The following is a 25,429-nucleotide window of genomic DNA, read 5'->3' on the forward strand; positions in this document are numbered from 1 at the left end:
ATTTCGAAACCTGTGCTACATTGAGCCCCATGCATTCCGCACGTTTCTTTTTTAGCTACTTTTGGTTCTCACGCGCATCCGGCGGTCGAGAGATCTGAACGTACCCACAAGAAACGTACTGAATCTTCCCAAAAACCGCCGGCACCCCCGGCGGTTTTTTTATGCCTTTTTCTTTTTAACTTTGACCTCAGGAGCGACCCATGAATGCAAATGCAACGGCTACCGGTGACTGGTACGGCCAACCCCAGCCCGCCGACCGCACCAGCAAAACCGACGACGAACGCATCAAGGACATCACCGTGTTGCCCCCTCCTGAGCACCTTATCCGCTTCTTCCCCATCCGTGGCAGCGCGGTGGAGACCCTGATCACCGACACGCGTGGCGCCATCCAGAACATCATGGCTGGCAAGGACGACCGCTTGCTGGTCATCATCGGGCCCTGTTCCATCCACGACCCCGCCGCCGCGCTGGACTACGCGCGCCGCCTCAAGGCTGTGCGTGAGCAGTACAAGGACACGCTGGAAATTGTGATGCGTGTTTACTTCGAAAAGCCCCGCACCACGGTGGGCTGGAAGGGTCTGATCAACGACCCCTACCTGGACGAAAGCTTCCGCATCGACGAAGGCCTGCGCATTGCGCGCCAGCTACTCATTGAGATCAACCGCCTGGGCCTGCCCGCGGGCAGCGAGTTCCTGGATGTGATTTCCCCCCAGTATTTGGGTGACCTGATCTCCTGGGGGGCCATTGGCGCGCGCACCACCGAGAGCCAGGTGCACCGCGAGCTGGCCTCTGGCATCTCTGCGCCCATCGGCTTCAAGAACGGCACCGACGGCAACATCAAGATCGCCACTGACGCCATCCAGGCGGCTGCTGGCGGTCACCACTTCCTGTCGGTGCACAAGAACGGCCAGGTGGCGATTGTGCAAACCAATGGCAACCCCGACTGCCACGTGATCCTGCGCGGCGGCAAGACGCCCAATTACGATGCTGCCAACGTGGCCGCAGCCTGTGCTGATTTGGCCAAGGCCAAGTTGCCACAGACCTTGATGGTGGACTGCAGCCACGCCAACAGCAGCAAGCAGCATGAGAAGCAGCTGGATGTGGCCAAGGACATTGCGGGCCAGATCCGTGGCGGATCGAAGAGCATTTTTGGTGTGATGGTGGAAAGCCACCTGAATGCCGGTGCCCAGAAGTTCACGCCCGGCAAGGACGATGCCTCCAAGCTGGAATACGGCAAGAGCATCACCGATGCCTGCCTGGGCTGGGACGATTCGCTGGAGTCGTTGGAAGTACTGTCGGCCGCTGTGAAGGCGCGCCGCACTGCCTGATCAGGCAGCTGGAGTGGTAGGCGCCTGTGCCTGCTGCAGCATGGCATCGGCCCAGACCTGGGCTGCTGCCATGGTCTCGAAGATCTGGAACGGCCGGCCAATATCGGCATAGATCTTGGCAAACTGGGGTGCCATGATCCGGCCGCCTTCCACATCCGGTGCGATCACAAATGCAGTGGCCACGGGAATCATGTTGTCGGGTTTGGGGGCTGCCATGATGGCGGCGTAGCGCGCAATGCCCTCGGGGCTGCTCATCGCATTGCCTACCAGGGTGCACACGCTGACCCACGCACCCTGCGGTCGTGTCGCCAGCAGGTAATCGCGCTGGGCAATCGCCAAGCAGTCCACCAGCTCGGTGTTGAACGGACCGGTCGCCTCGTAATGCATCAGGCGACCTTCCATCCAGATGTCTACCACCCCGTGGGGTGTGAATTGCGAGGCCTTTATTTGGCTGGTGCTGCGCTTCTTGGACTTGGCGACGGAGGACATGGTGTGCGGAAAAAGCGACTGACTTTGCTGTGCATCTTAGCGGGCACGGTCGTTCCTTTTTAGTGCGTAGGCACAGTCCGAGCTCAGGGTATTCCCGCAATATTTGAGGCAAAACAGGGGACTACCCCCTGTCAATCTCGCGTGCTTAGCTACTCTTTTTGTAGCAAATCCAGAAGTTTGAGGTGAATGCCGCCAAAGCCCCCATTGCTCATGCACAAGATATGGTCACCGGGCCGGGCTTGCGCCACCACTTGGCGGGCTAGGTCATCGATGGCATCGGACACCACCGCGCGCGTGCCCATGGGGGACAGCGCCTCGGCGGCGTCCCAGCCCAGGCCACCGCTGTGGCCGAAGGCCAGGTCAGCTTCTTCCAGGCTCCATGGCAGTTGTGCTTTCATGGCGCCCAGCTTCATGGTGTTGGAGCGCGGCTCGAACACCGCGAGGATGCGCGCGTTACCCACTTGGCGGCGCAAGCCGTTGACGGTGGTGTGGATGGCGGTGGGGTGATGGGCAAAGTCGTCGTACACGGTCACGGGGGCGCCGCCCGCGGCCAGTGTGACCTGCCCGCGTACTTCCATTCGCCGTTTCACATTTTCAAAACTGCCCAGCGCCTGTGCAGCCACGCCGGGGCTGACGCCCACATGCTCGGCGGCGGCGATGGCCGCCAGTGCGTTGAGTTGGTTGTGCACGCCACTCAGGCTCCATTGCACGCGCGCCACGGTCTGGCCCTTGTGCAGCACAGCAAATTCGTGCGGTTCGCCTTCGGCGCTGAAATCGCTCACGGCAGCGCCAAAACTGCGCACTTCGCTCCAGCATCCCTGGTGCAGCACGCGCGCCAGGCTTTCTTCGAGACCGTTGCTCACCACGCGGCCCGTTCCGGGTACGGTGCGCACCAAGTGGTGGAATTGGCGTTCGATGGCGGCGAGATCATCGAAGATGTCGGCGTGGTCGAATTCCAAGTTGTTAAGCACGGCGGTGCGCGGGCGGTAGTGCACAAACTTGCTGCGCTTATCGAAGAATGCGGTGTCGTATTCGTCAGCTTCGATCACGAAGAGGGGGCGGCGGGGCGCCTGCGCCCCCGGCTCCGTGACCCCCGTCAGCGTTGCGGGCTCCTCCTTGACCTGCGCAGACGAAGCCGGTGCCCCGCCTCCCAAGCGGGCGGAGATGCCGAAATTCAGGGGTACGCCGCCAACCAGGAATCCCGGCTGCAGGCCGGCGTATTCCAGAATCCAGCTCAGCATGGAAGTGGTGGTGGTCTTGCCGTGGGTACCAGCCACGGCCAGTACATGGCGGCCCTGCAGCACGTGTTCGGCCAGCCACTGCGGGCCGCTGGTGTAGGGCGCGCCGGCGTCCAGGATGGCTTCCATCAGCGGGAATTTGGGCGTACCGTCGGCCAGGCGGGCGCGGCTCACCACGTTGCCGATGACAAACATATCGGGTTGCAGGGCCATCTGGTCGGCGCCAAAACCTTCGATGAGTTCGATGCCCAGGGCGCGCAGCTGGTCGCTCATGGGGGGGTAGACGCCGGCGTCGCAGCCGGTGACGCGGTGGCCGGCTTCGCGGGCCAGGGCTGCCAGGCCACCCATGAAGGTGCCGCAGATGCCAAGAATATGAATGTGCATGGGCTTATTCTATGCGCCGCCAGTGCTGGCAAATTTCTGGCGATATCTGCCTCTGGCCCCCGTGGAATGTGCGCGAGCAGCTATCAAAAACGAAGCATTTCCGCGGAATGGCAGGGTTGTGGAGGGCAGGGCACAATCGCGGCATGGACGATGTGAAAGAAGAAATAGCCGTTACCGCGGCCCGCCTGGTGGTGGAAGAGGGGCTGGAGTACGGCCCGGCCAAGCGCCGCGCTGCCAAGCAGCTGGGCCTGCCGGCGCGTGCGGCCCTGCCCGACAACGAGCAGCTGGAGCGCGCGGTGGAGGAGTACATCGCCATCTTCTGCGCCGATACCCAGCCCACCGAGTTGCAGGCGCTGCGTGAACTTGCACTGGAATGGATGCAGCGTCTGGAGCCTTTCCGCCCCCATGTCGGTGGTGCTGTCTGGCATGGCACGGCCACGCGCCGTTCCGACATTTATCTGCAGTTGTTTTGCGATGATCCCAAATCAGCGGAGATCGCGCTGATTGACCGGGGGGTACGCTTCGAAGTCCGTGCCGTGCCGGGTCTGCATGGCGAGATGGTGGATGCGCTGAGCGTGCACGCCCTGTGTCGTGCATTGGGCGAGCAGGTGGGGGTGCATTTGCTGGTGAACGATCTGGATGACATGCGCGGCGCGCTGCAGCCCGATGCCCGCGGACGTCGCCCGCGCGGGGATGCGGCGGCGCTGCGCCGCCTGTTGCAGGAGTCTGGCCATGCGTGAATCATCCTTGGCCACCCAGTCGGACCCGATGACGCGGTCCCGCCGTTGGATGTTGGGCGGGCTGGCGGGTGGGGCTGCTTTGGCGGGTGTGGGGGTTGCGGTGTGGCGCGGCGTGGGCGACACGCCAACGGTGGCAGAGCCGGTGGCTGGGTTTTGGGCACAACGCTGGGAGACGCCTGACGGCAAGCCGATTGCGCTCCAGAACTTTCAGGGGCGACCGCTGCTGATCAACTTCTGGGCGACGTGGTGCCCGCCCTGCGTGGAAGAGTTGCCGCTGATCAACCAGTTCTTCCGTGAACATCGTGCTAACGGCTGGCAAGTGTTGGCATTGGCGGTGGACAAGACCGCTCCTGTGCAAGCTTTTTTGCAGCGCATGCCCCTGGACTTTCCGGTGGCCATGGCGGGAATGGCGGGTGCAGACTTGGGTCGCAGCTTGGGCAATTTGACGGGTGGGCTGCCGTTTACCGTGGTGTTGTCGGGTGATGGTGTTGTGCGCCAGCGCAAGATGGGGCGGGTTCTACCTGCCGACTTGCAAGCTTGGGCTGGGCTAAAATAGAGGCCTCACCCTAGGCCGAGGGTGCCCCGAATGGGGTGAGGCCTTGGCTTATATCTCTTGCGGGTTGTTGAAAATGACCTCACTTGCAAAGAGATAAATAAAATTATCAGCAGATATCGACATTTTTGCGGTAAATTCGCCGCTTCTCAAATGTCGGTTGTTGGAGATTCCATGGATTTACGCAAACTCAAAACTCTGATTGATCTGGTCTCGGATTCCAATGTGTCGGAACTCGAAATCACCGAAGCTGAAGGCAAGGTGCGTATCGTCAAGGGTGGTGGTGCAGTGGTGCAGGGCTATGCCCAGCCAGTCTACGCAGCGCCACCTGCAGGTGCCCCGGCTCCGGCACCATCAGTAGCCCCTGCGCCGGCCGTGGCCGCGCCCGTGGCAGAAGCTGCTTCCGCAGGTCATGCGGTTAAGTCGCCCATGGTGGGCACGTTTTACCGCTCTTCCGCACCGGGCGCCAAGCCTTTTGTGGAGGTTGGCGCCACCATCAAACAGGGCGAGACCATCTGCATTATTGAGGCGATGAAGATCCTCAACGAGATCGAAGCCGACAAGTCTGGCACCGTGACCCAAATCCTGTGTGAAAACGGGCAAGCGGTCGAGTACGGCCAGCCTTTGTTCATCATCGAATAAGCGCCCTTATCCATGTTCAAGAAAATCCTGGTCGCCAACCGTGGCGAGATTGCCTTGCGGATCCAGCGCGCCTGTCGTGAGCTGGGTATCAAGGCCGTCATGGTCTATTCCGAGGCGGACCGCGAAGCCAAGTACGTGAAGCTGGCCGAAGAGGCCGTCTGCATTGGCCCGGCCCCCTCGGCCCAGAGTTACCTCAATATGCCTGCCATCATCTCGGCCGCCGAGGTGACAGATGCCGAAGCCATCCACCCCGGATATGGCTTCTTGAGCGAAAACGCGGATTTCGCCGAGCGCGTTGAGAAAAGCGGCTTCCAGTTTATCGGCCCCACACCCGAGTCCATCCGCATCATGGGGGACAAGGTGTCGGCCAAGCAGGCCATGATCCGAGCTGGCGTGCCTTGTGTGCCAGGCTCCGAGGGCGAGTTGCCTGACGATCCCGTGCTGATCAAGCGTATCGCCAAGTCGATTGGCTACCCCGTGATCATCAAGGCGGCTGGCGGCGGCGGTGGGCGTGGTATGCGTGTGGTGCATACAGAAGCTGCATTGGTGAACGCTGTGGCCATGACCAAAGCGGAGGCTGGGGCAGCCTTTGGCAATCCAGCGGTCTATATGGAGAAGTTTCTCCAGAACCCGCGCCACGTCGAAATTCAGATTCTGGCGGACAAGCACAAAAATGCGGTCTATCTGGGGGAGCGCGATTGCTCCATGCAGCGCCGCCACCAGAAGGTGCTGGAGGAATCCCCTGCGCCGGGTATCAACCGCAAGCTGATCGAGCGCATTGGTGAGCGCTGTGTGGCTGCCTGCAAGAAGATTGGCTACCGCGGTGCCGGTACTTTTGAATTTCTCTACGAAGACGGCGAGTTCTACTTTATTGAGATGAACACGCGCGTGCAGGTGGAGCACCCGGTGACCGAGATGGTGACGGGCATTGACATCGTCAAAACCCAGATCATGGTGGCGGCTGGCGAGAAGCTGCCGTTCACGCAGCGCCAAATCGAGGTGCGTGGCCACGCCATCGAATGCCGTGTGAACGCCGAAGACCCCTACAAGTTCATCCCCTCGCCCGGTCGCGTGACCATGTGGCACGCACCCGGCGGCCCTGGTGTACGCGTGGATTCGCATGTCTACACCAACTATTTCGTGCCACCGAACTACGATTCCATGGTCGGCAAGATCATTGTGCATGGAGACACCCGCGAGCAGGCCATGGCCCGCATGCGTACGGCGCTGGCTGAGACGGTGGTGGAAGGTATCAACACCAATATTCCGCTGCACCGCGAGCTGATGGTGGACGCCAAGTTCATGGATGGTGGGACCAACATCCACTATCTGGAGCATTGGCTGGAACAGCACAAGCGATAAGGGCTGGCATGTTTGAATTGCGTTTGATGTGTCCCGAGGACCGGGTCGAGAGCCTGAGCGATGCGCTGGATGCGTTGGATGCCCTGAGCGTGAGCGTGGAAGACGCGGACGCCCAGACTGATGCAGAGCAGGCCTTGTTTGGCGAGCCGGGCATGCCACCACCCAAAGATGGCTGGCAGCGCTCCCGTGTTATTGCTTTGTTTGCGGACCGGGCCTTGGCCGACGATGCGGCGCGTTTGTTGCAGGTGCAGGACTTCTTTGACGGATGCCAAGTCTTGGGAATTGCCGCTGTGGCGGATCAGGATTGGGTGCGATTGACGCAGTCTCAGTTCGCGCCGGTCGAAATTACCCCTGAGTTCTGGATTGTTCCCACTTGGCATGAACCTCCGGCGCAGGCGCGGCAAGTCATTCGCCTGGACCCGGGGCTGGCCTTTGGCACGGGCACGCATCCCACTACCCGCATGTGCTTGCGTTGGGTGGCGAGCCACCCTGGCCAACCCGATGTGCTGGACTATGGTTGCGGTTCCGGTATTTTGGCTATTGGCGCTGCCAAGTTTGGTGCCCAGCGTGTGGTGGCCGTGGATATTGACGAAGCGGCCGTGCAATCGACGGTACTGAATGCAGATGCCAACGGTGTGCAATTGCTGGCGGGCTTGCCCGACAAGGCACATGGACAGTATGCCTTGGTGCTGGCCAACATCCTCGCAACTCCCCTCAAGGTGCTCGCGCCACTACTGTGTGCACATGTGAAAGCGGGAGGGCATTTGGTGTTAGCAGGTATTTTGGCCCGGCAGGCCGATGAATTGGTTGCTGCGTATGCGTCCTACTGCAAGTTGTCCGTGGCAGACGAAGAGGATGGCTGGATTCTGATGACCGCTACCCTCTGACGGCGGCCACCTCGGCTCTACAATGTGATGCGATGAGCCTGATTACCCAATGCCCTGCCTGCGCCACGATGTTCAAGGTCGTGCCAGACCAGTTGCGCATTTCGGACGGTTGGGTGCGTTGTGGGCAGTGCGACGAAGTCTTCGACGCCAACGCCCATCTTTATACAGACCCCGAGCCACAGACTGAGACGTCTGCGAATAACACTGCGTCTGTGGGGCAGGACGGGAATGACTGGAAGTCCTCTCTGCGATTTTCCGCTGACCCGCAAGAGACAGATTCGCCTGTCGCGGAGTCCGGCTTAGTCCAAGACACTTTGGACGTGGAGGATGTAGCGGAAGTCCACGATGAGTTCGCCTCGGCGGAAACTCCCGATTTCTACCAAGCCCCTCCGGAGATTGAACCGAGTCTGGATGACTTGCTGGATTTGCGACCCGGTCATCCACAGGTGGATGTGGATCCGCCTGTGGATGTTGTGCATGAGGCCGTAAAACCTGCGTCAGTCCCCGAGCCTCGGTACGCACAAGCGCAGGTAAAAACGGTGGAGCCTGCCGATACGCCCAAGCCGTCCTTTATGCGGCAGGCGCGTGGTGCCAGCCCTTGGCAAAGCACCGGCGTACGGGTGCTTTTATCCTTCCTTGCCTTGGTTTTGATGGCTGTCTTAGCTCTGCAGGTTATTGTCCATGAGCGGGATCGCATTGCAGCGACAGAGCCCGCAGCCAAAAAGGCTGTGCTGGCCATGTGCGTATGGCTGAACTGCGAAGTGCTGCCAGTGCGTCAGATCGAATCCATCGTGATCGACAGCTCGTCCTTTACCAAGGTGCGGGCGGATGTTTATCGCCTGAACTTCACTTTGAAAAATACCGCGGCGATTGCCTTGGCTGCGCCGGCGTTGGAGTTGACCCTGACTGATTTGCAGGACCAGGCTGTCGTGCGTCGTGTGTTGCTGGCAGCTGAGTTGGTGACGGGCAAAGATACCTTGGATGCCGGCGCAGAGATCACCACTGCACTGCCCATTACTGTCAAACCCGGAAGTAATACCGAGCGTATTTCAGGTTATCGCCTTTTGGCCTTTTATCCCTGACACGGCCATGAAAAAAGCCCGAAACCTTGCGGTATCGGGCCTTGTAGCTTAAAGCGTAAACGCTTAGGGCTTGCTGGATGTCGGAAACGGCCAAGCCGCTTGCGGGTTCAGCGTAGTTTGTGCCGCAGGTGCAGCAGGGGCCGCTTTGGCAGCGGGTGCTTTCGCGGCTTTCTTCGCAGCGGGCTTCTTCGCTGCTTTTTTGGCTACCGGCTTCTTCGCAGCAGGTTTTTTGGCAACAGCGGCCTTTTTGGCGGGGGCCTTTTTCGCGGCTGCTTTCTTGGCAGGAGCCGCCTTCTTCGCTGCTACCTTTTTGGCGGGAGCGGCTTTCTTAGCGGGAGCCGCCTTCTTTGCTGCTACCTTTTTGGCGGGAGCGGCTTTCTTAGCGGGAGCTGCTTTCTTTGCTGCTACTTTTTTAGCAGGAGCGGCTTTCTTAGCGGGAGCCGCTTTCTTTGCTACTACCTTTTTAGCGGGTGCAGCTTTCTTAGCGGGAGCTGCCTTCTTTGCTGCTACCTTTTTAGCGGGTGCAGCTTTTTTTGCGGGAGCGGCCTTTTTTGCGGCCGGCTTTTTTGCAGTTGCCATGATTTTCTCCTTGATCAATTTACAAAGAGCACTTCTTGCCGGTTGGTTGCAAGAAGTGATTCATGCTGTTGGGCGCAGTCCCAGCAGCATGAACGCGGTGACACGCACCCAGTCCGCAGTCTTGGCTGCGGTGTTGAGGGCGTGAAATTCTAGAAAGCATAGGTTGCGCTTCAGTCCCAAGACAGGGCGCCACCCGATTGGTACTCGATCACGCGGGTCTCGAAGAAGTTGCGTTCCTTCTTCAGGTCAATCATTTCGCTCATCCAAGGGAAAGGGTTTTCTTCATTCGGGAACAAAGGCTCTAAACCGATCTGGGTGGCGCGTCGGTTGGCGATGTAGCGCAGATAGCCTTTGAACATCGAGGCGTTCATACCCAACACGCCGCGTGGCATGGTGTCTTCGGCATAGCGGTATTCCAGCTCCACAGCTTTCTCGAACAACCCCCGGATTTCAGCCTTGAACTCAGAGGTCCACAAATGGGGATTTTCGAGTTTGAGTTGGTTAATCAGGTCGATGCCGAAGTTACAGTGCATGGACTCGTCACGCAGGATGTATTGGTACTGCTCAGCCGCACCGGTCATCTTGTTTTGGCGGCCCAACGCCAAGATTTGTGTGAAGCCCACGTAGAAGAACAAGCCTTCCATCAAGCAGGCAAAGACGATGAGAGACTTGAGCAAGGTCTGGTCAGACTCGGCCGTACCCGTATGGAAATTGGGATCCATGATGGCCGCAATGAACGGAATCAGGAATTCGTCCTTATCGCGGATAGATTGAATTTCGTTGTATGCGTTGAAGATCTCGCTTTCGTCCAAGCCCAGCGACTCTACGATGTACTGGTAGGCGTGGGTGTGGATAGCTTCTTCAAAGGCTTGGCGCAACAGGAACTGACGGCACTCAGGCGCTGTGATGTGGCGGTAAGTGCCCAACACGATATTGTTGGCGGCCAAAGAGTCAGCAGTCACAAAAAAGCCGAGGTTGCGCTTGACGATGCGACGCTCGTCTTCAGTCAGGCCGTTCGGGTCTTTCCATAAGGCGATGTCGCGTGTCATGTTGACCTCTTGCGGCATCCAGTGGTTGGCGCAGGTCGCGAGATATTTTTCCCACGCCCACTTGTACTTGAACGGGACCAACTGGTTCACGTCAGTTTGGCCGTTGATGATGCGCTTGTCGTCGGCACGCATGCGCCGGTGGGTCCCCGTCTGCATGATTGCAGCGACGGTTGCGGGTGTTTGGGAGGGGGCAGGGGCGACTGGTGCCTGCGCAACCGACAACTGTTCGGACGGGCTGCGCGCAAAGTTATTCGGCGATGTGGGCTTGACTTCTTCGTCCCAGGTCAACATAGATGATTCCAATCAGCGGATTATGAGAGCAGCGAAATGAAATGAAAAGAAGTCATGCATTTCGCAGCCCATTTGTGTTGCTCTATTGCATCGCGTTGCAATGCGCGATGCACTTCTCTCTTACTGGCAGGACTCGCAGGTGGGGTCATCCACACCGCAGAACTTGATGTCGGTCGCTGCGTTACTGGCTAACTCCATCTGCACATGCGCTGCAGCTGCAGCAGCCTCCAGCGCGCTGGACATCTTTGTCGAACCTTGTGCGTCATTCCCCGATGACACAGCGTTCAATCGACCTGCGTTGACGGTGGACTTCTCTATGTGGGTGGCCGACATCGTGCGTAGGTAGTACGTTGTTTTCAAGCCGCGCAACCAGGCGAGTTTGTAGGTTTCGTCGAGCTTTTTGCCTGATGCACCTGCCATGTAGATATTGAGCGACTGTGCTTGGTCGATCCATTTCTGGCGACGTGCGGCTGCCTCCACCAGCCAGCGGGTTTCCACCTCAAAGGCGGTGGCGTAAAGCTGTTTGATCTCTTGCGGCACGCGGTCGATCGGGCTTAGTGAGCCGTCGAAGTGTTTCAGGTCCATCACCATCACGTCATCCCACAGTCCCAAGGCCTTGAGATCGCGTACCAGGTAGCTGTTGATCACGGTGAACTCACCGGAGAGATTGGACTTGACCGACAGATTGCCGAAGCAGGGCTCGATGGACGCATCCACTCCAATGATGTTGGAGATGGTGGCGGTGGGTGCAATTGCTACGCAGTTGGAGTTGCGCATGCCGTCCTGCGCAATCTTTCGGCGCAGAGCGTCCCAGTCCAGTGTGGACGAGCGGTCCACTTCCACGTAGCCGCCGCGTGCTTGGGACAGCATGTCCAATGTGTCGGGAGGCAGAATGCCCTTGTCCCAGAGCGAACCCTTGAAGCTGGAGTACTTGCCGCGTTCGCGTGCCAAGTCGGTCGATGCCCAATAAGCATAGTAACTGATGGCTTCCATGGATTTGTCTGCAAACTCCACAGCGGCGTCACTGGCATATGGGATGCGCAGCGCGTACAGGCTGTCCTGGAAGGCCATGACACCCAAGCCCACGGGGCGGTGGCGCAGGTTGGAATCACGCGCTTTTTTGACCGCGTAGTAGTTGATGTCAATCACGTTGTCCAACATGCGCATGGCCGTTGCAATCGTGCGTTTGAGCTTGTCATGGTCCAGAGCGCCGTCTTTCAGGTGTTGGCTCAAGTTGACTGAACCCAAATTGCACACTGCAGTTTCCGAGTCGCTGGTGTTGAGTGTGATCTCGGTGCACAGGTTGGACGAGTGCACGACGCCTGCGTGTTGCTGGGGCGAGCGAACATTGCAGGCATCCTTGAATGTGATCCACGGATGTCCGGTTTCGAACAGCATGGTGAGCATCTTGCGCCAGAGGTCGCTCGCCTGAACTGTGCGCGACGGCTTGATTTCGCCACGGGCTGCTTTCTCTTCGTAGGCGACATACGCCTTTTCAAATGCAGAGCCAAACAGGTCATGCAAATCCGGAACATTCGAGGGCGAAAACAGTGTCCAGGTACCTTTTTCCATCACGCGGCGCATGAACAGATCCGGAATCCAGTTCGCGGTGTTCATGTCATGTGTGCGGCGACGGTCATCACCAGTGTTCTTGCGCAGTTCCAAGAACTCTTCGATGTCCAGGTGCCATGTTTCCAAGTAGGTGCACACCGCACCCTTGCGCTTCCCACCCTGGTTCACGGCGACGGCCGTGTCGTTCACCACCTTCAGGAATGGAACCACACCCTGGGATTCTCCGTTGGTCCCTTTGATGTGGGAGCCTAGGGCGCGTACACGCGTCCAATCATTACCCAAGCCACCTGCAAATTTGGACAGCAGGGCATTTTCCTTGATGGATTCGTAAATGCCGTCCAAATCGTCGGGCACGGTGGTCAGGTAGCAGCTGGAGAGCTGTGAGCGCAGCGTACCGCTGTTGAACAGCGTGGGCGTGCTGGACATGAAGTCAAAACTGGAAAGCACTTCATAAAATTCAATGGCACGGGTTTCGCGGTCGATTTCGTTGAGCGACAAGCCCATGGCCACGCGCATGAAGAAAGCCTGCGGCAGTTCGATGCGAGTCTTGCCCTCGTGCAGGAAGTAGCGGTCATACAAGGTCTGCAAGCCGAGGTAGTCGAATTGCATGTCGCGGTTGGACTTGAGGGCCGCGCCCAGACGCTTTAGATCGAATTGCAGCAGTTTCTCGTCCAGCAGATCTGCATCCACACCGCGCTTGATAAACCCGGGGAAGTATTCGGCATAGGCTTCCTGCATGTCGGCCTGCGCCACATCGCGCCCCAGCACTTCGCGGGAAATCGTGTGAAACAACAAGCGCGCGGTAGCGTAGGTGTAGTCCGGGTCTTTTTCAATCAGCGTGCGGGCAGCCAAGATCGACGCCTTGTATACCTCGTCCATGGGCACACCGTCGTACAGGTTGCGCATGGTTTCGGCCACGATGGGGTCTGGTTTTACGTCAGCCCCCAGGCCTGCGCAGGCAGTTTCGATGCGCGACTGCAGCTGCCCCAAGTCCAGCGCAACGCGCTGACCGTTCTCCAAAACGTGGATGGTGGGCATGGCCGGGGCCGTTTGGGCGACTTGCTTAGCGCGCTCCTGGGTGCGGCGTTCGCGGTACAGCACGTAGGCACGGGCAATTTCGTGGTGGCCACCACGCATCAGACCCAGTTCGACCTGGTCCTGTACATCTTCAATATGAAAGGTGCCGCCACCGGGGCGTGAACGCATCAGCGCACGAATTACTTGCTGGGTCAAGCCATCTACGGTTTCACGCACGCTCGCCGAGGCTGCGCCCTGGGTTCCATGCACTGCCAAAAAGGCCTTCATCATTGCAACGGCGATCTTGTTGGGTTCAAAAGGAACCACTGCGCCATTGCGCCGAATGATTTGGTAATGGGTCAGTGTGTTCACCATGCCGGCTTCTCCGCTGCCGCTGCTGTGGGCGGTCAGTAGCGTGCTCGATGGCGTGGGTGTTGCAGTAGAAACAGATTCCATGATTTCCTCGTCTAAATCGGTATTTTCGGGGCTTGTCGCAGGGTGTTAGCGGCCCCTTTTTGTCGCTTTGGGGCAGTGGTTTGAATTAACAGAACACACTATATCTGGGGTCTCGGGTGGAGACAAGCCACTACCTGTAGTGTACAGGCTGTCATCGGGTGGGGCCTGCTCAGGCGTGAGTGGTCTGTCTCTTTTTCGCTTGCAACGCAGCCTGGCATCGTGCCCGTGAAATGGAGCTTTTGACCTACGGCACCAAGACCGGCGCGTACTTGCGCCCGATTTGGCTTGCAAAGGCCCGTCAATTCAGGGTCTCGGAAGATACATGTTGCCTTTTGCAGGTCGCCTGGCTCGGATGCCTGCCCGAAAAAAATATTTCAGGTGCGGTTCGGGAGCGTCGTATCTGGGTAGAAGTCGGCCGGAAAACCCAAGCTTTCGCGCAAAATTTCCCACCGGAAGCCCGGGCCTGGATCCTGTTTGCGTCCCGGTGCAATGTGTTCATGGCCCGCTATGTGACGCAGCGGGTAGTGGCGCCCCATGGCGGGAATCAGCGACTGTAGTGTTTCGTATTGTGCCGGGGTGAAGGTATCGCCTTCCAGTCCTTCCAGCTCAATGCCAATGGAATCGTCATTGCAGTTGCTTCTGCCGCGGTAGGCAGACACTCCCGCATGCCATGCACGGTCGTCACAGCTCACAAATTGCCAGAGCTCCCCCTGCCGATTGATGAAAAAGTGGGCAGACACCCGCAAGCCTTCGATGGACTTGAAGTATGGGTGGGCATTCCAGTCCAGCCGGTTGGTAAAGAGTTCCGCGACATGGGTTGTTCCATACTGCCCGGGCGGCAGGCTGATGGAGTGCAGAACCACTAGGTCTATCGAGACGCCGTCCGGGCGCGGACCAAAGTTGGGCGACGGGCAGGCACGGGCAAAGTGGTACCAGCCGCTGTCCCACGGCGATGGTGGGGCTTCAGGCATCGCCAGGGTCGTCTGAGGCGTTGGGGGCATCAATCTGCAGGCGTGCCATCCGGTAACGGATCTGCCGCAGGCTGATGCCCAGTCTGTGGGCCGCCGAGGTGCGGTTAAAGCGGGTTTCACGCAGAGTGCGTACCAGAATGTCACGTTCAATCCGGTCCAGGTGCACCTGCAAGTCACTCGGAATAGGATCGGCCGCGCCACTGGCAACTGGCGAAGTAGCCGCGAAGTTCGCGATGAGCTCCGCGGGAAGGGTGCTTTCCGGGTCGTCACGCAAAGGCTGAGGCTGCGTGTTCAGGGCGTGGTTGTCGAGTTCCAACACCGCATCGTCCGACAGCGCCATGGCCCGGTGCAGAACGTTCTCCAATTCGCGCACATTGCCGGGCAAGGGGAGTGTGCAGATTTGCGCCATGGCTCGGGCTGAAAGCTGCGGTGCGGGCATGCCAGACTCTGCTGCTATCCGGATCAGCAGTGCCTGGCACAGGGCGGGCAGGTCTTCACAGCGTTCACGCAGAGGCGGGATATAGATGTCGATGACATTGAGGCGGTAGTACAAGTCCTGCCTGAAACGTCCGGCCTGCACCTCTGCGGCCAAGTCTTTGTGGGTGGCGCTGACAATGCGGACATCCACCAGTTCTTCTTGCGGCGCACCCAATGCGCGCACGCTACGCTCTTGAATGGCACGCAAGAGCTTGGATTGCATGGGTAGTGGCAAATCCCCAATTTCGTCCAAAAACAGGGTGCCGCCATGCGCAGCCTGGAAGAACCCCACTCGGTCTTGTGTGGCGCCGGTGTAAGCCCCTTTGCGCGCGCCAAAAAATTCGGCCTCCAGCAGGTTTTCCGGAATAGCGCTGCAATTCACTGGGACCCAAGGGCCTTGCACGCGGTGGCTATTGGCATGGATGGCACTGGCAACCAGCTCTTTGCCGGTGCCTGACTCGCCGTGGATGAGCACTGGCGCCATGCTCCGAGCCACTTTGACAATCCGGTCCTTGACCTGGGCCATAACGCTGGAGTTCCCCACCAATCTGGCTAGCGCGTTTTCCGCATTGGCAGCGTTGCTGCTGGAGCTGTTTTTGAGCGTTGGATTGCGCGCCGGGATCGTGGGCGTCGCTGCGTTGCCTTGAAGGGCATTGGCGACGACTGCCCGGAACTGCTTCAAGTCCACCGGCTTGGACAGGTAGTCAAACGCCCCCGCTTTCAGTGACTCCACCGCATTTTCAGCAGAGCCATAAGCGGTGATCACTACGCAGCGTTCGGGACGTTGCTCCGCACGCAACTGCGCCAAAATATCCGTTCCTGAGCCATCGGGCAGGCGCATGTCCGTGATGATGGCGTCAAAGCGCTGTTGCTTGAGTTGCTCCCGGGCCTCTTGCACGCAGCCCGCTGTTTCTACCCGATAGCCTTCGCGCAGCAAGGTGAGTTCGTACAGCGTACGCAAATCCGGCTCATCGTCGATGACAAGAATGCGTGCGTCGTTCAATACAGGGAGGGTTGCCATGGTGCTTCTGTGTTGTCGTCCGGCAAGGTGCTTTCGGTCAACGGCAAGGTAATCGAAAACGCATTGCCGTCAGTGGCCTGCCCCGCCATTTCCTGGGCAGTGCGATGGTAGGCCAAGGTGGCGCCATGGCGCTCACACAATTCCCTGCAAATATACAGACCAAGACCGCTGGAGCGGCTCTCTGAGGAGAAAAATGGCTCAAACAGGTGGCGCTGGACAGATGCATCCATGGGCGCGCCGTCACTCCATACAGTGACTCGCGCCACCCGGTCTTGGCGCGCACTGTGCACCTGAATACTGCCCATCCGTTTGCTGGCATAACGCTGGGCATTGTCCAGCAGGTTAATGAGGATCTGGCGCAGATGGTCCGCATCGAAGCGCACCGATAGTGCTTGCGTCTCCACTTGGATATGCAATTGGGCCAGTCGGCCCGACTGGTGGGCCCAGTCGGAGGCGATGCGGTGCACCTGCTCATGCAGGTGGATGTGTTGCGTCAGCAAGGTGGGGTCATTGCCCCGGACCCGGGACACATTCAGGATGTCATCCACAATTCTTTCGAGCCGCTTGGTGTTTTGCGACACCATGGTGGTGAGTTTTTTATGTCGTGGGGCACTGAGATCCTCGTCCAGCAAAGCATTCGCTTGTGCAATGGCGGCCAATGGGTTGCGGATTTCATGCGCGACCGCCGTAGACAGCCGACCCATGCTGGCCAGTTTTTCTGTACGCAGGCGGGCTTCGAGTTCACGTTGGTCTTGTAGAAACAATACGCACAAGCTATCTTGTGCAATGCCTTGGGGGGCAGCCAGGCTGGTGCGGGCCAACACCCGGCGGGGCCCACTTCCCGGGTGGTGGATCGTGACCTCCGCTTGTTGTGCTCGGCCGGTGCCCATGCTCATGCGGGTCAGGTGCAGCAGAGTCTGCCAGGCGGATTGGGTCTTCAGGTCAAACATGGCGGCCCGCAGCGGTTGTTGAGGGCTGCCCAGCAGCAGCCTGGCTGCCGGGTTGGCTGCACGTACCAGGCCCTGCGCATCCACGATCAGCACACCATCCGGCAACGATTCGATCACCAGTTCGTTGACTTGACGCTGGACGGTGGCCGCCAACTGGCTCAGGCGTGCCCGCTGTCCCTCGCTGGCCAGGCGCGAAGCCAGTTGGTTGGCCAGCAGTGCAATCAAAAAATACCCAGCCCCGGCCAGCGCGGACTGCACAAAGGCCGGTGTGGCTTCCCCGGGGGCCTCGCGGTGCAAGCCGTAAGTGCCAAGCAGTAGCAGCATGCTGATGCCAGCCGCCGTGCCCAAAGCCAGGCGCAAAGAACCCAGCACTGACGCCAGCAGTACGGGCAAGGCAAACAGTGGGGTGTAGTTGAGGTTGTTGCCCTGCAGCCACTGCAGACCGGAGAACACCGCAATGTCCAGTCCGATCAGCACCCCCCAGGCGCGGTTGAAGGCTTGCCCCAAATGACGTGGCCGGACGAACAGCCGGGTCGCCAGTGTGCCCAGGAAGTAGGCCAGGCAAATGGCCATGAGGGTGCGGCTTTGGGCGGATCCGCTGACATACAGACCCGCCTGCAACACCACCAATACCAACCCCAGCGTCAGTCGGGCCGTCATGAAGGCCTGCCAGAGGCGGGAAAACTCCTGGGTTCCTTCTGGGCGTTCAGGCACAGGCTCCAGAGCAGCCGGCCCAAACCACGAGTGCTCGGGAAGCGGGTTTGGCATTACCCTTCCGCCACTTGGCGGTGAGCAGTACTGCAGTAAGGCCCTTTCCGGCCAGGCAAGGCGTCGGTGCTGGGCAGGTGCAGCCCGCAGTGGTGGCAGGCCACCATGTCGGTGGGGTGCGCAGACGGTTGACTTTGATCTGCATGTTTGTGGGCGACTGCGCTACTGCGCGCACCGCGCCAACGCCACACCACGACCAATACCACCGCCAAGACGATGAAGTACTTCATGCCCCGCGTCCCAAAATCACTTCCATCACAAACCGCGATCCCACGTAGGCCAATAGCAAGAGCAGCGAGCCGGTGTACAGCATGCGGTTGGCCTGCTTGCCGCGCCAGCCAAACTGGTAGCGGCCCGCCAAGAGCACCGCAAAAGTTGTCCAGGCCAGCACAGAAAATATCGTCTTGTGGTCCCAGCGCCAGGCATGGGTGGGGCCGTACAGCACATCACCGAAGCCGTAGCCCATAACCAAGGTGACGCTCAGCAAGACAAAGCCTGCGGTGACAAACCGGTAAGTCAGGCGCTCCAGGGTGAGCAGTGGCAGGCCGCTGTGCGGGTCTGCGGCCTGGCGGATGCGGGCCTCGGTGCGTGTCATGAACCAGGCATGTACCACTGCGGTGCCAAACAGGCCGTAGCAGGCTACTCCAAACAGCAGGTGCAAGGGAAGCCAGATAGACGCGGTGGCTGCCAAGGGGGCGCCGGGGAACACGAAGGCCAGTGCCACTGCCAGCGCGCCCAGCGCGGCCAGCACCCAGCGCGTTTGCAACTGGGGAAAGACCTGGCTCTCCACGGCATACACCGCAGCCACCAGCCATGCGGTCATCGACAGCGCAGGCGCGAACCCGAAATAGGCAGTGCTTCCCATCAGGCTCCAGGCCAACACTGCCCCGTGCAGCACCCAGGCGATGACCACCCCGTTGCGCGCCGCGTTGGCAGACAGGTGGGTGGCGCGCAGCGCGACCCATGCGTAGGCGCTGGCGGCCAAAACCGACAGGGTCAGGCTGATGGGGGTCGCACTGGCTAAAATCATCCCCACAGTTTAGCGTTTTGCTCCCTGCCAGCCTTGGCTGGCCTTCACTACAGGTTCCGCTTGCCGGAATACGTCTTATGGCTTCCGCCCTTACCGACAAACTCTCCCGCCTCGTCAAAGACCTGCGCGGCCAAGGCCGCATCACCGAAAGCAATGTCACAGACATGTTGCGCGAAGTGCGCATGGCGCTGCTGGAGGCTGACGTGGCCCTGCCCGTGGTACGCGACTTCATTGCCCGCGTGAAAGAAAAAGCACTGGGGCAGGAAGTATTGGGTTCCCTGCAGCCAGGTCAGGTGCTGGTCAGCATCGTGAACCGTGAGCTGGCGGCCACCATGGGCGAAGGTGTGAGCGACATTAACCTTGCAGCCCAGCCTCCCGCTGTCATCCTGATGGCCGGCCTGCAAGGTGCCGGCAAAACCACCACCACGGCCAAGCTGGCCAAACACCTGATTGAGAAGCGCAAGAAGAAGGTGCTGACGGTCTCGGGCGACGTGTACCGCCCCGCCGCCATCGAACAGCTCAAGACGGTGACGGCCCAGGCCGGCGCCGAGTGGTTCCCGAGCACGCCCGACCAGAAGCCGGTAGACATTGGCCGCGCCGCGCTGGACTACGCGAAGAAGCATTTCTTTGACGTGCTGCTGGTCGACACCGCCGGTCGCTTGGCCATCGACGAAGCGCTGATGCTGGAAATCAAGAACCTGCACGCCGCGCTGAACCCCGTTGAAACGCTGTTTGTGGTGGACGCCATGCAGGGCCAGGACGCGGTCAACACCGCCAAGGCCTTCAAGGAAGCGCTGCCGCTGACCGGCATCATCCTGACCAAAACCGATGGTGACTCGCGTGGCGGTGCTGCCTTGTCCGTGCGCCAGGTCACGGGCGCTCCCATCAAATTCGCCGGTACCAGCGAAAAGCTCGATGGCATCGAGGTGTTCGACGCCGAGCGCCATGCGGGCCGCATTCTGGGCATGGGCGACATCGTGGCGCTGGTGGAGCAGGTCACGGCCGGTGTGGACATCGAGGCCGCCAAGAAGCTGGCCGAGAAGGTCAAGAGCGGCGGCGGGTTCGACCTGAATGACTTTTTGGCCCAGATCCAGCAGATGAAGCAAATGGGCGGCCTCTCCAGCTTGATGGACAAACTGCCTGCCGCCATGGCGGCCAAGGCCGGTCAGGTGGACATGGACAAGGCTGAAAGAGACATCAAACGCAAGGAAGGCATCATCCACAGCATGACGCCGCTGGAGCGCCGCAAACCCGACCTTATCAAGGCCACGCGCAAGCGCCGCATCGCTGCCGGTGCGGGCGTACACGTGCAGGAAGTCAACCGCATGCTCAAAGAGTTTGAGCAAATGCAGGACATGATGAAAAAGATGAAAGGCGGCGGCATGATGAAGATGATGAAGCGCCTGGGCGGCATGAAGGGCATGCCCAAGATGCCCTTCTGACCATCCCCCTGATGGCCGACCCACACCGCGCACAAGTTTTAAAGGGAATCGCCTTGGCCATTGCGGCCATGGCTTGTTTTGCCACCCTGGACACCACCACCAAATGGGTGTCTCTCAGTGCCCCGCTGATGGTGGCCATGTTTTTTCGCTACGCCTTCCAGGCCGTCGCCACCACGGCGATAGAAATGCCCCGCCAGGGGCGCGCCTTGCTCCATACCGCTCACATTGGCCTGCATGTGCTGCGCGGCGGGCTCTTGCTGACCACCAGCATCCTGGCTTTTTTGAGCCTGAAGCACATGCCGGTGGGCGAGTTCACCGCCATCGTCTTGCTGACCCCGCTGGTGGTTACGCTGTTGGCCGCGCGCATGTTGCATGAAAAAATCTCTCGTCTGCGCCTGCTGCTGGTGGCGGGCGGCTTCGCGGGCACCTTGGCCATCGTGCGGCCGGAGGGGGCAGACTTCAACTGGGCCCTGCTGTTTCCCATCGGGGTGGTGGCGGCCAACGCAGGCTTTCAGCTGCTGACCAGCCGCATGGCCCGCACGGAAGACCCGATGACCATGCAGTTCTACACCGGCTGGACGGGGGCGCTGGTAGCGGCACTGGCCTTGCCATTTACCTGGGAGCCGATTGCGTCGCATGCGGTCTGGGGTGGCTTGTTGCTCATGGGCGTGTTGGGCAGTCTGGGGCACTTCATCTTCATCCAGGCCTTCAAGCGCGCGCCTGCGGCGGTGCTCATGCCCTATATGTACGCCCAGATTGCCTTTGCCATGCTCGGCGGCTGGCTGATGTTCTCCCACGTGCCCGATGCCTGGACCATTGCCGGCATGGCCCTGATCGCGGTGTGTGGTGCTGCCGGTGCGTGGCTCACGGCGCATGAAAGCCGTGCATCGGCAGAGGCGCCGGAGCACTGAGAATCCAGGGATTGAGGGTGAAAGTGGCCGTTTGAGTCCTTTGATATTGCGCGAGCAGCTATTAATTTGATAGTGCCTATCCATCCGAATGGCTGTTCCTTGGTGCGGGGGTTAAGCCTCGCTCGCTACTGCCCAGTGCGTTCAAACTGGCGGGCCCCCCCCTCTTGGCATGTGAGATGGTCTGCTTGTAGCGGAGTAACAGCTTGGTTTTGCTGCCGTTATTCCGCGAAAGCTGGCATCCACAAATGCACATACTTGGGTGGTATGCGTGGCTGCTACGGGTGCGAATGGTGTTCCAAGTTTCAGTGGGGGCAATCAGTTTGACAAGAACGTCGTTGGTGGGGAATGTTCAGCCTTCAATTAACGTACTCATACGATTGACCCCAAGCCCAAACGACCCCCTCTTGGTAGCCACCGACGACACCAAGTTCCGTACAAAGAACTCGTATCCATAGACGCTTCTGGCCTACTGCAATGAACCCACAAACCATTTCCGATGAGTACCTCAAGTTGCAGCAGGAGCTTCATCAGAATCCGAGTTACGGCGTGGCCTCCTTGGCGTTTGCGCCCATCGTCGCCGATTTGATTCGGCAGACCCATGTGCAGTCTGTGTGCGACTATGGAGCGGGCAAAAAGCGCCTGCTGGAAGGGTTGGGCGAAGCAGGAGTCGTTCCGGCGCAATACCTTCCTTATGACCCCGTTTTTCCGGAATATGGGTCACCACAAGCCGCGGACTTGGTGTGTTGCATCGATGTGCTGGAACACATTGAGCCTGAGCATCTGGATGCAGTGCTCCACGAGTTGGCATCCATCACTGTCGGTCTTGGCTTTTTTTCCATCCACATGGGGCCAGCAGGTAAAACCCTGTCTGATGGAAGGAATGCGCACCTGATTCAACAGCCTAGCTCTTGGTGGCTCCCCAGAATTTGCCAGTATTTCAATGTGCTCCATCTCGCCTCGCACGAGATGATGGGCAAAGGAATCTGGTTGATCGTTCAGCGCATCCCCAGCGCCTGAGGACGACGCCGAAAGTCTGCTGTGCGCTGGCCGCGTGCGTCACGAAAGATGCGTCGCAGTACTCAAACATCAGATTGCAACATCCGCCCCGTCTTCACAAACCGGTCGTGCCACGACAGCGCCTCGCTCAGGATGTGTGGGGTGTGGCGGCCGGGGGCTGTCTGCAGGGCGCGGTCAAAGTAGTCGCGCAGGGCGGGGCGGAAGTCGGGGTGGGCGCAGTTGTCGATGACGAGTTGGGCGCGCTGGGTGGGTGACTTGCCGCGCAGGTCGGCCAGGCCTTGCTCGGTGACGATGATTTCCACGTCGTGCTCGGTGTGGTCGGTGTGCGAGACCATGGGCACGATGCACGAGATGGCGCCGTCTTTGGCGGTGGAGGGCGTCATGAAGAAGGACAGGTAGGCGTTGCGTGCAAAGTCGCCCGAGCCGCCTATGCCGTTCATGATGCTGCTGCCCATGAGGTGGGTGGAGTTCACATTGCCGTAGATATCGGCCTCGATCATTGCGTTCATGGCAATCAGGCCCAGGCGGCGAATCACCTCAGGGTGGTTGCTCATCTCCTGCGGGCGCAGCACGATGCGCTCGCGGTAGAAGTCGATGTTGGCGTTGAACTCTTCCAACGCCGCCGGGCTGAACGACAGCGCGGTCGCCGAGGCCATGGTCAGCTTGCCGGACTTGATCATCTCCAGCATGCCGTCTTGCAGCACTTCGGTGTAGGCGCTCAGGTTTTCAAAGGGGCCCTTGTTCAGGCCCATGAGTACCGCGTTGGCGATGTTGCCCACGCCGCTTTGCAAGGGCAGCAAGTCCGCAGGCAGACGGCCTGCATTCACCTCTTGCTGCAAGAAGTCGATGATGTGCCCGGCAATGCGCTCGGAGGTGGCATCCGGCGGGGTGAAGGGCGAGTTGCGGTCGTGCTCGCTGGTTTCCACCACCGCTATCACCTTGGCCGGGTCGCAGTGCAGGTAGCAGTCTCCGATGCGGTCGCCCGGCGTTACCAGCGGGATGGGCTGGCGGTGGGGCGGAATGCGGGTGCCGTAGTAAATGTCGTGCATGCCCTCCAGCCCGGGGTGTTGCAGGTGATTGACTTCCAGAATGATGTGGTCGGCCAGGTCCAGCCAGGTTTTGTTGTTGCCCACCGACGACGAGGGGATCAGCCGCCCGTCGGGCAAGATGCCCGCCACTTCCACCACCGCCACCTTGAGCGGCCCCAGAAACCCGAACCACGCCAGCTGCGCCACGTGCGAGAGGTGGATGTCGGTGTACTGCATTTGCCCTGCGTTGATCTGCTTGCGCACGGTCGGGTCCGACTGGTAGGGCAGGCGCATGGACACGCCATGGGCCTTGGCCAAAGCGCCGTCCAGCTCGGGGGCGGTGGAGGCGCCAGTCCACAGGCCGATCTGGAAGTCTTCGCCCGCCGCGTGCAAGGCTTCCATGCGCCGGGCCAGCGCTTGGGGCACGGCTTTGGCGTGGCCCGAGCCGGTGAAGCCGCTCATACCCACATTGGCCCCGGCGGGGATGAGGGCGGCGGCGGCCTCGGCCGACATGAGCTTGGCCTGGTAGGCGGGGTGTTGAATGCGGGGGGCCAAAGGCATGTCCAAAAAACTCCGGTGCTGTGGTGAGGCGGGGCCAGGCGGAAGGCCGCGGTGCGGGCCATCTTACGTGGAGCTTGCGGGTTTACCCTTGGTTTTTTCTTGACTTAAGGCAAGCCAGAAGCAAAAAGGGCTCCCATGGGAGCCCTTGGCTGAAAGCGAAGAACGTTCAAGCCACCGTCTCAGCGGTCAGCACTTCACCCCGCAGTGTGTAGCTGCGGGTCTCGGTAATCGTCACGTCCACCAGTTGACCCACCAGGCGCGGGTGCCCGGCAAAGTTCACCACGCGGTTGCACTCGGTGCGGCCCATCAGCTCGCCGTTGTCGCGCTTGCTACTGCCTTCCACCAGAATGCGCTGCACCGTGCCCAGGCGCTGGTTGCTGATGGTGGCAATGTTCGCGTTGATGGCCGCTTGCAGCTCTTGCAGGCGTGCCAGCTTCACCTCGTGCGGGGTCTCGTCGTGCAGATTGGCTGCGGGCGTACCGGGGCGGGGGCTGAAGATGAAGCTGAAGGAGTTGTCAAAGCCGATGTCGTGGATGAGCTTCATCATCTTTGCAAAGTCCTCGTCCGTCTCACCGGGGAAGCCGACGATGAAGTCCGAGCTGATCGACATGTCGGGCCGGATGGCGCGCAGTTTGCGGATGGTGCTCTTGTATTCCATGGCGGTGTAGCCGCGCTTCATGGCCATGAGGATCTTGTCGCTGCCGTGCTGCACGGGCAGGTGCAGGTGGCTCACCAGTTTGGGCAGCTTTTCGTAGGCGGCAATCAGGCTGGGCGTGAACTCATTGGGATGGCTGGTGGTGTAACGGATGCGCTCGATGCCGGGGATGTCACTCACGTATTCCAGTAACGTGGCGAAGTCGGCCATCTCGCCGCCTTCGGTCAGGCGCGCGCGCCAGGCATTCACGTTCTGGCCCAGCAGGTTCACTTCCTTCACGCCCTGGTCGGCCAAGCCGGCAATCTCCACCAGCACGTCTTCAAACGGGCGGTTCACCTCTTCGCCGCGTGTATAGGGCACCACGCAGTAGCTGCAGTACTTGGAGCAGCCTTCCATGATGCTCACGAACGCGGAAGCGCCTTCCACCTTGGCGGGCGGCAGGTGGTCGAACTTCTCGATCTCGGGGAAGCTGATATCTACCTGCGGCTTGTCCTTTTCGCGGCGCGCATTCAGTAGCTCGGGCAGGCGGTGCAGGGTTTGCGGGCCAAACACCACGTCCACATAGGGTGCGCGCTTGATGATCTCGGCGCCTTCCTGGCTGGCCACGCATCCGCCCACGCCGATTTGCACGCCCTTGGCCTTCAGGTGCTTGATGCGGCCCAGGTCGCTAAAGACTTTTTCCTGTGCCTTTTCGCGCACCGAGCAGGTGTTGAAGAGGATCAGGTCGGCCTGCTCCACATCGTCGGTGGGCTCGTAACCCTGGGCGGCGCCCAGCACGTCGGCCATCTTGTCCGAGTCGTACTCGTTCATCTGGCAGCCGAAGGTTTTGATAAAGACTTTTTTGGACATGGAAAATCCTGAAGAAAATGCTATGAATACAGGAGCTGCTCGCGCAGTATTGGCGAGGGCTAGAGCCCTGAAGGACTCTT

General features: G+C 60.0%; 22 protein-coding genes. 10 read left to right on the forward strand and 12 right to left on the reverse strand.

All coding sequences use genetic code 11. From position 1 onward, the window contains the following. Window positions 1-200: 200 nt before the first annotated feature. On the forward strand, window positions 201-1,328 hold the full coding sequence (locus tag CHU94_RS17135; RefSeq protein ID WP_094482104.1) for a 3-deoxy-7-phosphoheptulonate synthase: 1,128 nt from the start codon (window positions 201-203) through the stop codon (window positions 1,326-1,328). Here CHU94_RS17135 and CHU94_RS17140 read toward each other — a convergent pair whose 3' ends face one another. Continuing rightward, window positions 1,329-1,817: a hypothetical protein gene (locus tag CHU94_RS17140; RefSeq protein ID WP_094482106.1), complete on the reverse strand. Its 489-nt coding sequence runs from the start codon at window positions 1,815-1,817 to the stop codon at window positions 1,329-1,331. It abuts the gene before it with no gap. A 149-nt stretch (window positions 1,818-1,966) separates the two neighbouring features. After that, window positions 1,967-3,439, reverse strand: a complete 1,473-nt coding sequence (mpl, locus tag CHU94_RS17145) for a UDP-N-acetylmuramate:L-alanyl-gamma-D-glutamyl-meso-diaminopimelate ligase (RefSeq protein ID WP_094482108.1) — start codon at window positions 3,437-3,439, stop codon at window positions 1,967-1,969. Between the two features lie 143 nt (window positions 3,440-3,582). On the opposite strand from mpl, the gene CHU94_RS17150 reads away from it, so the two are divergent. From CHU94_RS17150 to CHU94_RS19315, 6 genes are all read left to right on the forward strand, one after another. Next, window positions 3,583-4,179, forward strand: coding sequence for a hypothetical protein (locus CHU94_RS17150; protein WP_094482110.1), 597 nt, complete (start codon window positions 3,583-3,585; stop codon window positions 4,177-4,179). Beyond that, on the forward strand, window positions 4,172-4,735 hold the full coding sequence (locus CHU94_RS17155) for a TlpA disulfide reductase family protein (RefSeq protein WP_255034013.1): 564 nt from the start codon (window positions 4,172-4,174) through the stop codon (window positions 4,733-4,735). The genes CHU94_RS17150 and CHU94_RS17155 overlap by 8 nt, the downstream gene beginning before the upstream one ends. 171 nt (window positions 4,736-4,906) lie before the next feature. After that, on the forward strand, window positions 4,907-5,374 hold the full coding sequence (accB, locus tag CHU94_RS17160; RefSeq protein WP_094482112.1) for an acetyl-CoA carboxylase biotin carboxyl carrier protein: 468 nt from the start codon (window positions 4,907-4,909) through the stop codon (window positions 5,372-5,374). A 12-nt stretch (window positions 5,375-5,386) separates the two neighbouring features. Continuing rightward, complete coding sequence (gene accC, locus CHU94_RS17165) at window positions 5,387-6,736, forward strand: acetyl-CoA carboxylase biotin carboxylase subunit (RefSeq protein ID WP_094482114.1); 1,350 nt, start codon at window positions 5,387-5,389, stop codon at window positions 6,734-6,736. An 8-nt stretch (window positions 6,737-6,744) separates the two neighbouring features. After that, complete coding sequence (prmA, locus tag CHU94_RS17170) at window positions 6,745-7,623, forward strand: 50S ribosomal protein L11 methyltransferase (protein ID WP_094482116.1); 879 nt, start codon at window positions 6,745-6,747, stop codon at window positions 7,621-7,623. Window positions 7,624-7,655: 32 nt separating this feature from the next. Continuing rightward, the gene (locus tag CHU94_RS19315) at window positions 7,656-8,705 is read left to right on the forward strand and encodes a zinc-ribbon and DUF3426 domain-containing protein (RefSeq protein ID WP_176452070.1); all 1,050 of its coding nucleotides are present in this window, start codon (window positions 7,656-7,658) and stop codon (window positions 8,703-8,705) included. 63 nt (window positions 8,706-8,768) lie between these two features. Here CHU94_RS19315 and CHU94_RS17180 read toward each other — a convergent pair whose 3' ends face one another. From CHU94_RS17180 to CHU94_RS17215, 8 genes are all read right to left on the reverse strand, one after another. Further along, complete coding sequence (locus CHU94_RS17180; protein WP_094482843.1) at window positions 8,769-9,284, reverse strand: histone H1-like DNA-binding protein; 516 nt, start codon at window positions 9,282-9,284, stop codon at window positions 8,769-8,771. 170 nt (window positions 9,285-9,454) lie between these two features. Next, a complete protein-coding gene (locus tag CHU94_RS17185) occupies window positions 9,455-10,624 on the reverse strand; it encodes a ribonucleotide-diphosphate reductase subunit beta (protein WP_094482118.1) in 1,170 nt (389 codons plus the stop codon). Window positions 10,625-10,744: 120 nt separating this feature from the next. Then, window positions 10,745-13,669 (reverse strand): ribonucleoside-diphosphate reductase subunit alpha, encoded by a 2,925-nt coding sequence (locus CHU94_RS17190; RefSeq protein ID WP_094482120.1) that lies wholly within the window; start codon window positions 13,667-13,669, stop codon window positions 10,745-10,747. A 374-nt stretch (window positions 13,670-14,043) separates the two neighbouring features. Beyond that, on the reverse strand, window positions 14,044-14,640 hold the full coding sequence (gene ampD / locus CHU94_RS17195) for a 1,6-anhydro-N-acetylmuramyl-L-alanine amidase AmpD (protein WP_094482122.1): 597 nt from the start codon (window positions 14,638-14,640) through the stop codon (window positions 14,044-14,046). Next, the gene (locus CHU94_RS17200; RefSeq protein ID WP_094482124.1) at window positions 14,633-16,138 is read right to left on the reverse strand and encodes a sigma-54 dependent transcriptional regulator; all 1,506 of its coding nucleotides are present in this window, start codon (window positions 16,136-16,138) and stop codon (window positions 14,633-14,635) included. The genes ampD and CHU94_RS17200 overlap by 8 nt, the downstream gene beginning before the upstream one ends. Continuing rightward, a complete protein-coding gene (locus CHU94_RS17205; RefSeq protein WP_255034014.1) occupies window positions 16,117-17,802 on the reverse strand; it encodes a PAS domain-containing sensor histidine kinase in 1,686 nt (561 codons plus the stop codon). Before CHU94_RS17205 ends, CHU94_RS17200 begins: the two co-directional genes overlap by 22 nt. A gap of 53 nt (window positions 17,803-17,855) precedes the next feature. After that, window positions 17,856-18,086: a PP0621 family protein gene (locus CHU94_RS17210; protein ID WP_094482127.1), complete on the reverse strand. Its 231-nt coding sequence runs from the start codon at window positions 18,084-18,086 to the stop codon at window positions 17,856-17,858. Further along, window positions 18,083-18,886 (reverse strand): inner membrane protein YpjD, encoded by an 804-nt coding sequence (locus CHU94_RS17215; RefSeq protein ID WP_094482129.1) that lies wholly within the window; start codon window positions 18,884-18,886, stop codon window positions 18,083-18,085. Before CHU94_RS17215 ends, CHU94_RS17210 begins: the two co-directional genes overlap by 4 nt. A gap of 77 nt (window positions 18,887-18,963) precedes the next feature. Here CHU94_RS17215 and ffh point away from each other — a divergent pair, with 77 nt between their 5' ends. The 3 genes from ffh to CHU94_RS17230 all read left to right on the forward strand — a co-directional run bounded on the left by ffh (window position 18,964) and on the right by CHU94_RS17230 (window position 22,256). Continuing rightward, window positions 18,964-20,328 (forward strand): signal recognition particle protein, encoded by a 1,365-nt coding sequence (ffh, locus tag CHU94_RS17220; protein WP_094482131.1) that lies wholly within the window; start codon window positions 18,964-18,966, stop codon window positions 20,326-20,328. A gap of 11 nt (window positions 20,329-20,339) precedes the next feature. Further along, on the forward strand, window positions 20,340-21,239 hold the full coding sequence (locus CHU94_RS17225) for a DMT family transporter (RefSeq protein WP_094482133.1): 900 nt from the start codon (window positions 20,340-20,342) through the stop codon (window positions 21,237-21,239). A gap of 474 nt (window positions 21,240-21,713) precedes the next feature. Further along, complete coding sequence (locus tag CHU94_RS17230; RefSeq protein WP_094482135.1) at window positions 21,714-22,256, forward strand: class I SAM-dependent methyltransferase; 543 nt, start codon at window positions 21,714-21,716, stop codon at window positions 22,254-22,256. Between the two features lie 62 nt (window positions 22,257-22,318). Here the strand turns inward: CHU94_RS17230 and CHU94_RS17235 are convergent, their stop codons facing one another. Together CHU94_RS17235 and miaB are read right to left on the reverse strand one after the other, a co-directional pair. Beyond that, on the reverse strand, window positions 22,319-23,845 hold the full coding sequence (locus CHU94_RS17235) for an acetyl-CoA hydrolase/transferase family protein (protein WP_094482137.1): 1,527 nt from the start codon (window positions 23,843-23,845) through the stop codon (window positions 22,319-22,321). A 166-nt stretch (window positions 23,846-24,011) separates the two neighbouring features. Continuing rightward, window positions 24,012-25,349: a tRNA (N6-isopentenyl adenosine(37)-C2)-methylthiotransferase MiaB gene (miaB, locus tag CHU94_RS17240; RefSeq protein ID WP_094482139.1), complete on the reverse strand. Its 1,338-nt coding sequence runs from the start codon at window positions 25,347-25,349 to the stop codon at window positions 24,012-24,014. Between the last annotated feature and the right edge of the window lie 80 nt (window positions 25,350-25,429).

Origin of the sequence: Rhodoferax sp. TH121 (assembly GCF_002251855.1) — a bacterium.
Lineage (GTDB): Bacteria > Pseudomonadota > Gammaproteobacteria > Burkholderiales > Burkholderiaceae_C > Allorhodoferax.

Excerpts from the sequence above, each read along its gene's own strand:
- CHU94_RS17135 (WP_094482104.1), top strand. The coding sequence starts at position 201 with ATGAATGCAAATGCAACGGCTACCGGTGACTGGTACGGCCAACCCCAG.
- CHU94_RS17140 (WP_094482106.1), bottom strand. The coding sequence starts at position 1,817 with ATGTCCTCCGTCGCCAAGTCCAAGAAGCGCAGCACCAGCCAAATAAAG.
- mpl (WP_094482108.1), bottom strand. The coding sequence starts at position 3,439 with ATGCACATTCATATTCTTGGCATCTGCGGCACCTTCATGGGTGGCCTG.
- CHU94_RS17150 (WP_094482110.1), top strand. The coding sequence starts at position 3,583 with ATGGACGATGTGAAAGAAGAAATAGCCGTTACCGCGGCCCGCCTGGTG.
- CHU94_RS17155 (WP_255034013.1), top strand. The coding sequence starts at position 4,172 with ATGCGTGAATCATCCTTGGCCACCCAGTCGGACCCGATGACGCGGTCC.
- accB (WP_094482112.1), top strand. The coding sequence starts at position 4,907 with ATGGATTTACGCAAACTCAAAACTCTGATTGATCTGGTCTCGGATTCC.
- accC (WP_094482114.1), top strand. The coding sequence starts at position 5,387 with ATGTTCAAGAAAATCCTGGTCGCCAACCGTGGCGAGATTGCCTTGCGG.
- prmA (WP_094482116.1), top strand. The coding sequence starts at position 6,745 with ATGTTTGAATTGCGTTTGATGTGTCCCGAGGACCGGGTCGAGAGCCTG.
- CHU94_RS19315 (WP_176452070.1), top strand. The coding sequence starts at position 7,656 with ATGAGCCTGATTACCCAATGCCCTGCCTGCGCCACGATGTTCAAGGTC.
- CHU94_RS17180 (WP_094482843.1), bottom strand. The coding sequence starts at position 9,284 with ATGGCAACTGCAAAAAAGCCGGCCGCAAAAAAGGCCGCTCCCGCAAAA.
- CHU94_RS17185 (WP_094482118.1), bottom strand. The coding sequence starts at position 10,624 with ATGTTGACCTGGGACGAAGAAGTCAAGCCCACATCGCCGAATAACTTT.
- CHU94_RS17190 (WP_094482120.1), bottom strand. The coding sequence starts at position 13,669 with ATGGAATCTGTTTCTACTGCAACACCCACGCCATCGAGCACGCTACTG.
- ampD (WP_094482122.1), bottom strand. The coding sequence starts at position 14,640 with ATGCCTGAAGCCCCACCATCGCCGTGGGACAGCGGCTGGTACCACTTT.
- CHU94_RS17200 (WP_094482124.1), bottom strand. The coding sequence starts at position 16,138 with ATGGCAACCCTCCCTGTATTGAACGACGCACGCATTCTTGTCATCGAC.
- CHU94_RS17210 (WP_094482127.1), bottom strand. The coding sequence starts at position 18,086 with ATGAAGTACTTCATCGTCTTGGCGGTGGTATTGGTCGTGGTGTGGCGT.
- CHU94_RS17215 (WP_094482129.1), bottom strand. The coding sequence starts at position 18,886 with ATGATTTTAGCCAGTGCGACCCCCATCAGCCTGACCCTGTCGGTTTTG.
- ffh (WP_094482131.1), top strand. The coding sequence starts at position 18,964 with ATGGCTTCCGCCCTTACCGACAAACTCTCCCGCCTCGTCAAAGACCTG.
- CHU94_RS17225 (WP_094482133.1), top strand. The coding sequence starts at position 20,340 with ATGGCCGACCCACACCGCGCACAAGTTTTAAAGGGAATCGCCTTGGCC.
- CHU94_RS17230 (WP_094482135.1), top strand. The coding sequence starts at position 21,714 with ATGAACCCACAAACCATTTCCGATGAGTACCTCAAGTTGCAGCAGGAG.
- CHU94_RS17235 (WP_094482137.1), bottom strand. The coding sequence starts at position 23,845 with ATGCCTTTGGCCCCCCGCATTCAACACCCCGCCTACCAGGCCAAGCTC.
- miaB (WP_094482139.1), bottom strand. The coding sequence starts at position 25,349 with ATGTCCAAAAAAGTCTTTATCAAAACCTTCGGCTGCCAGATGAACGAG.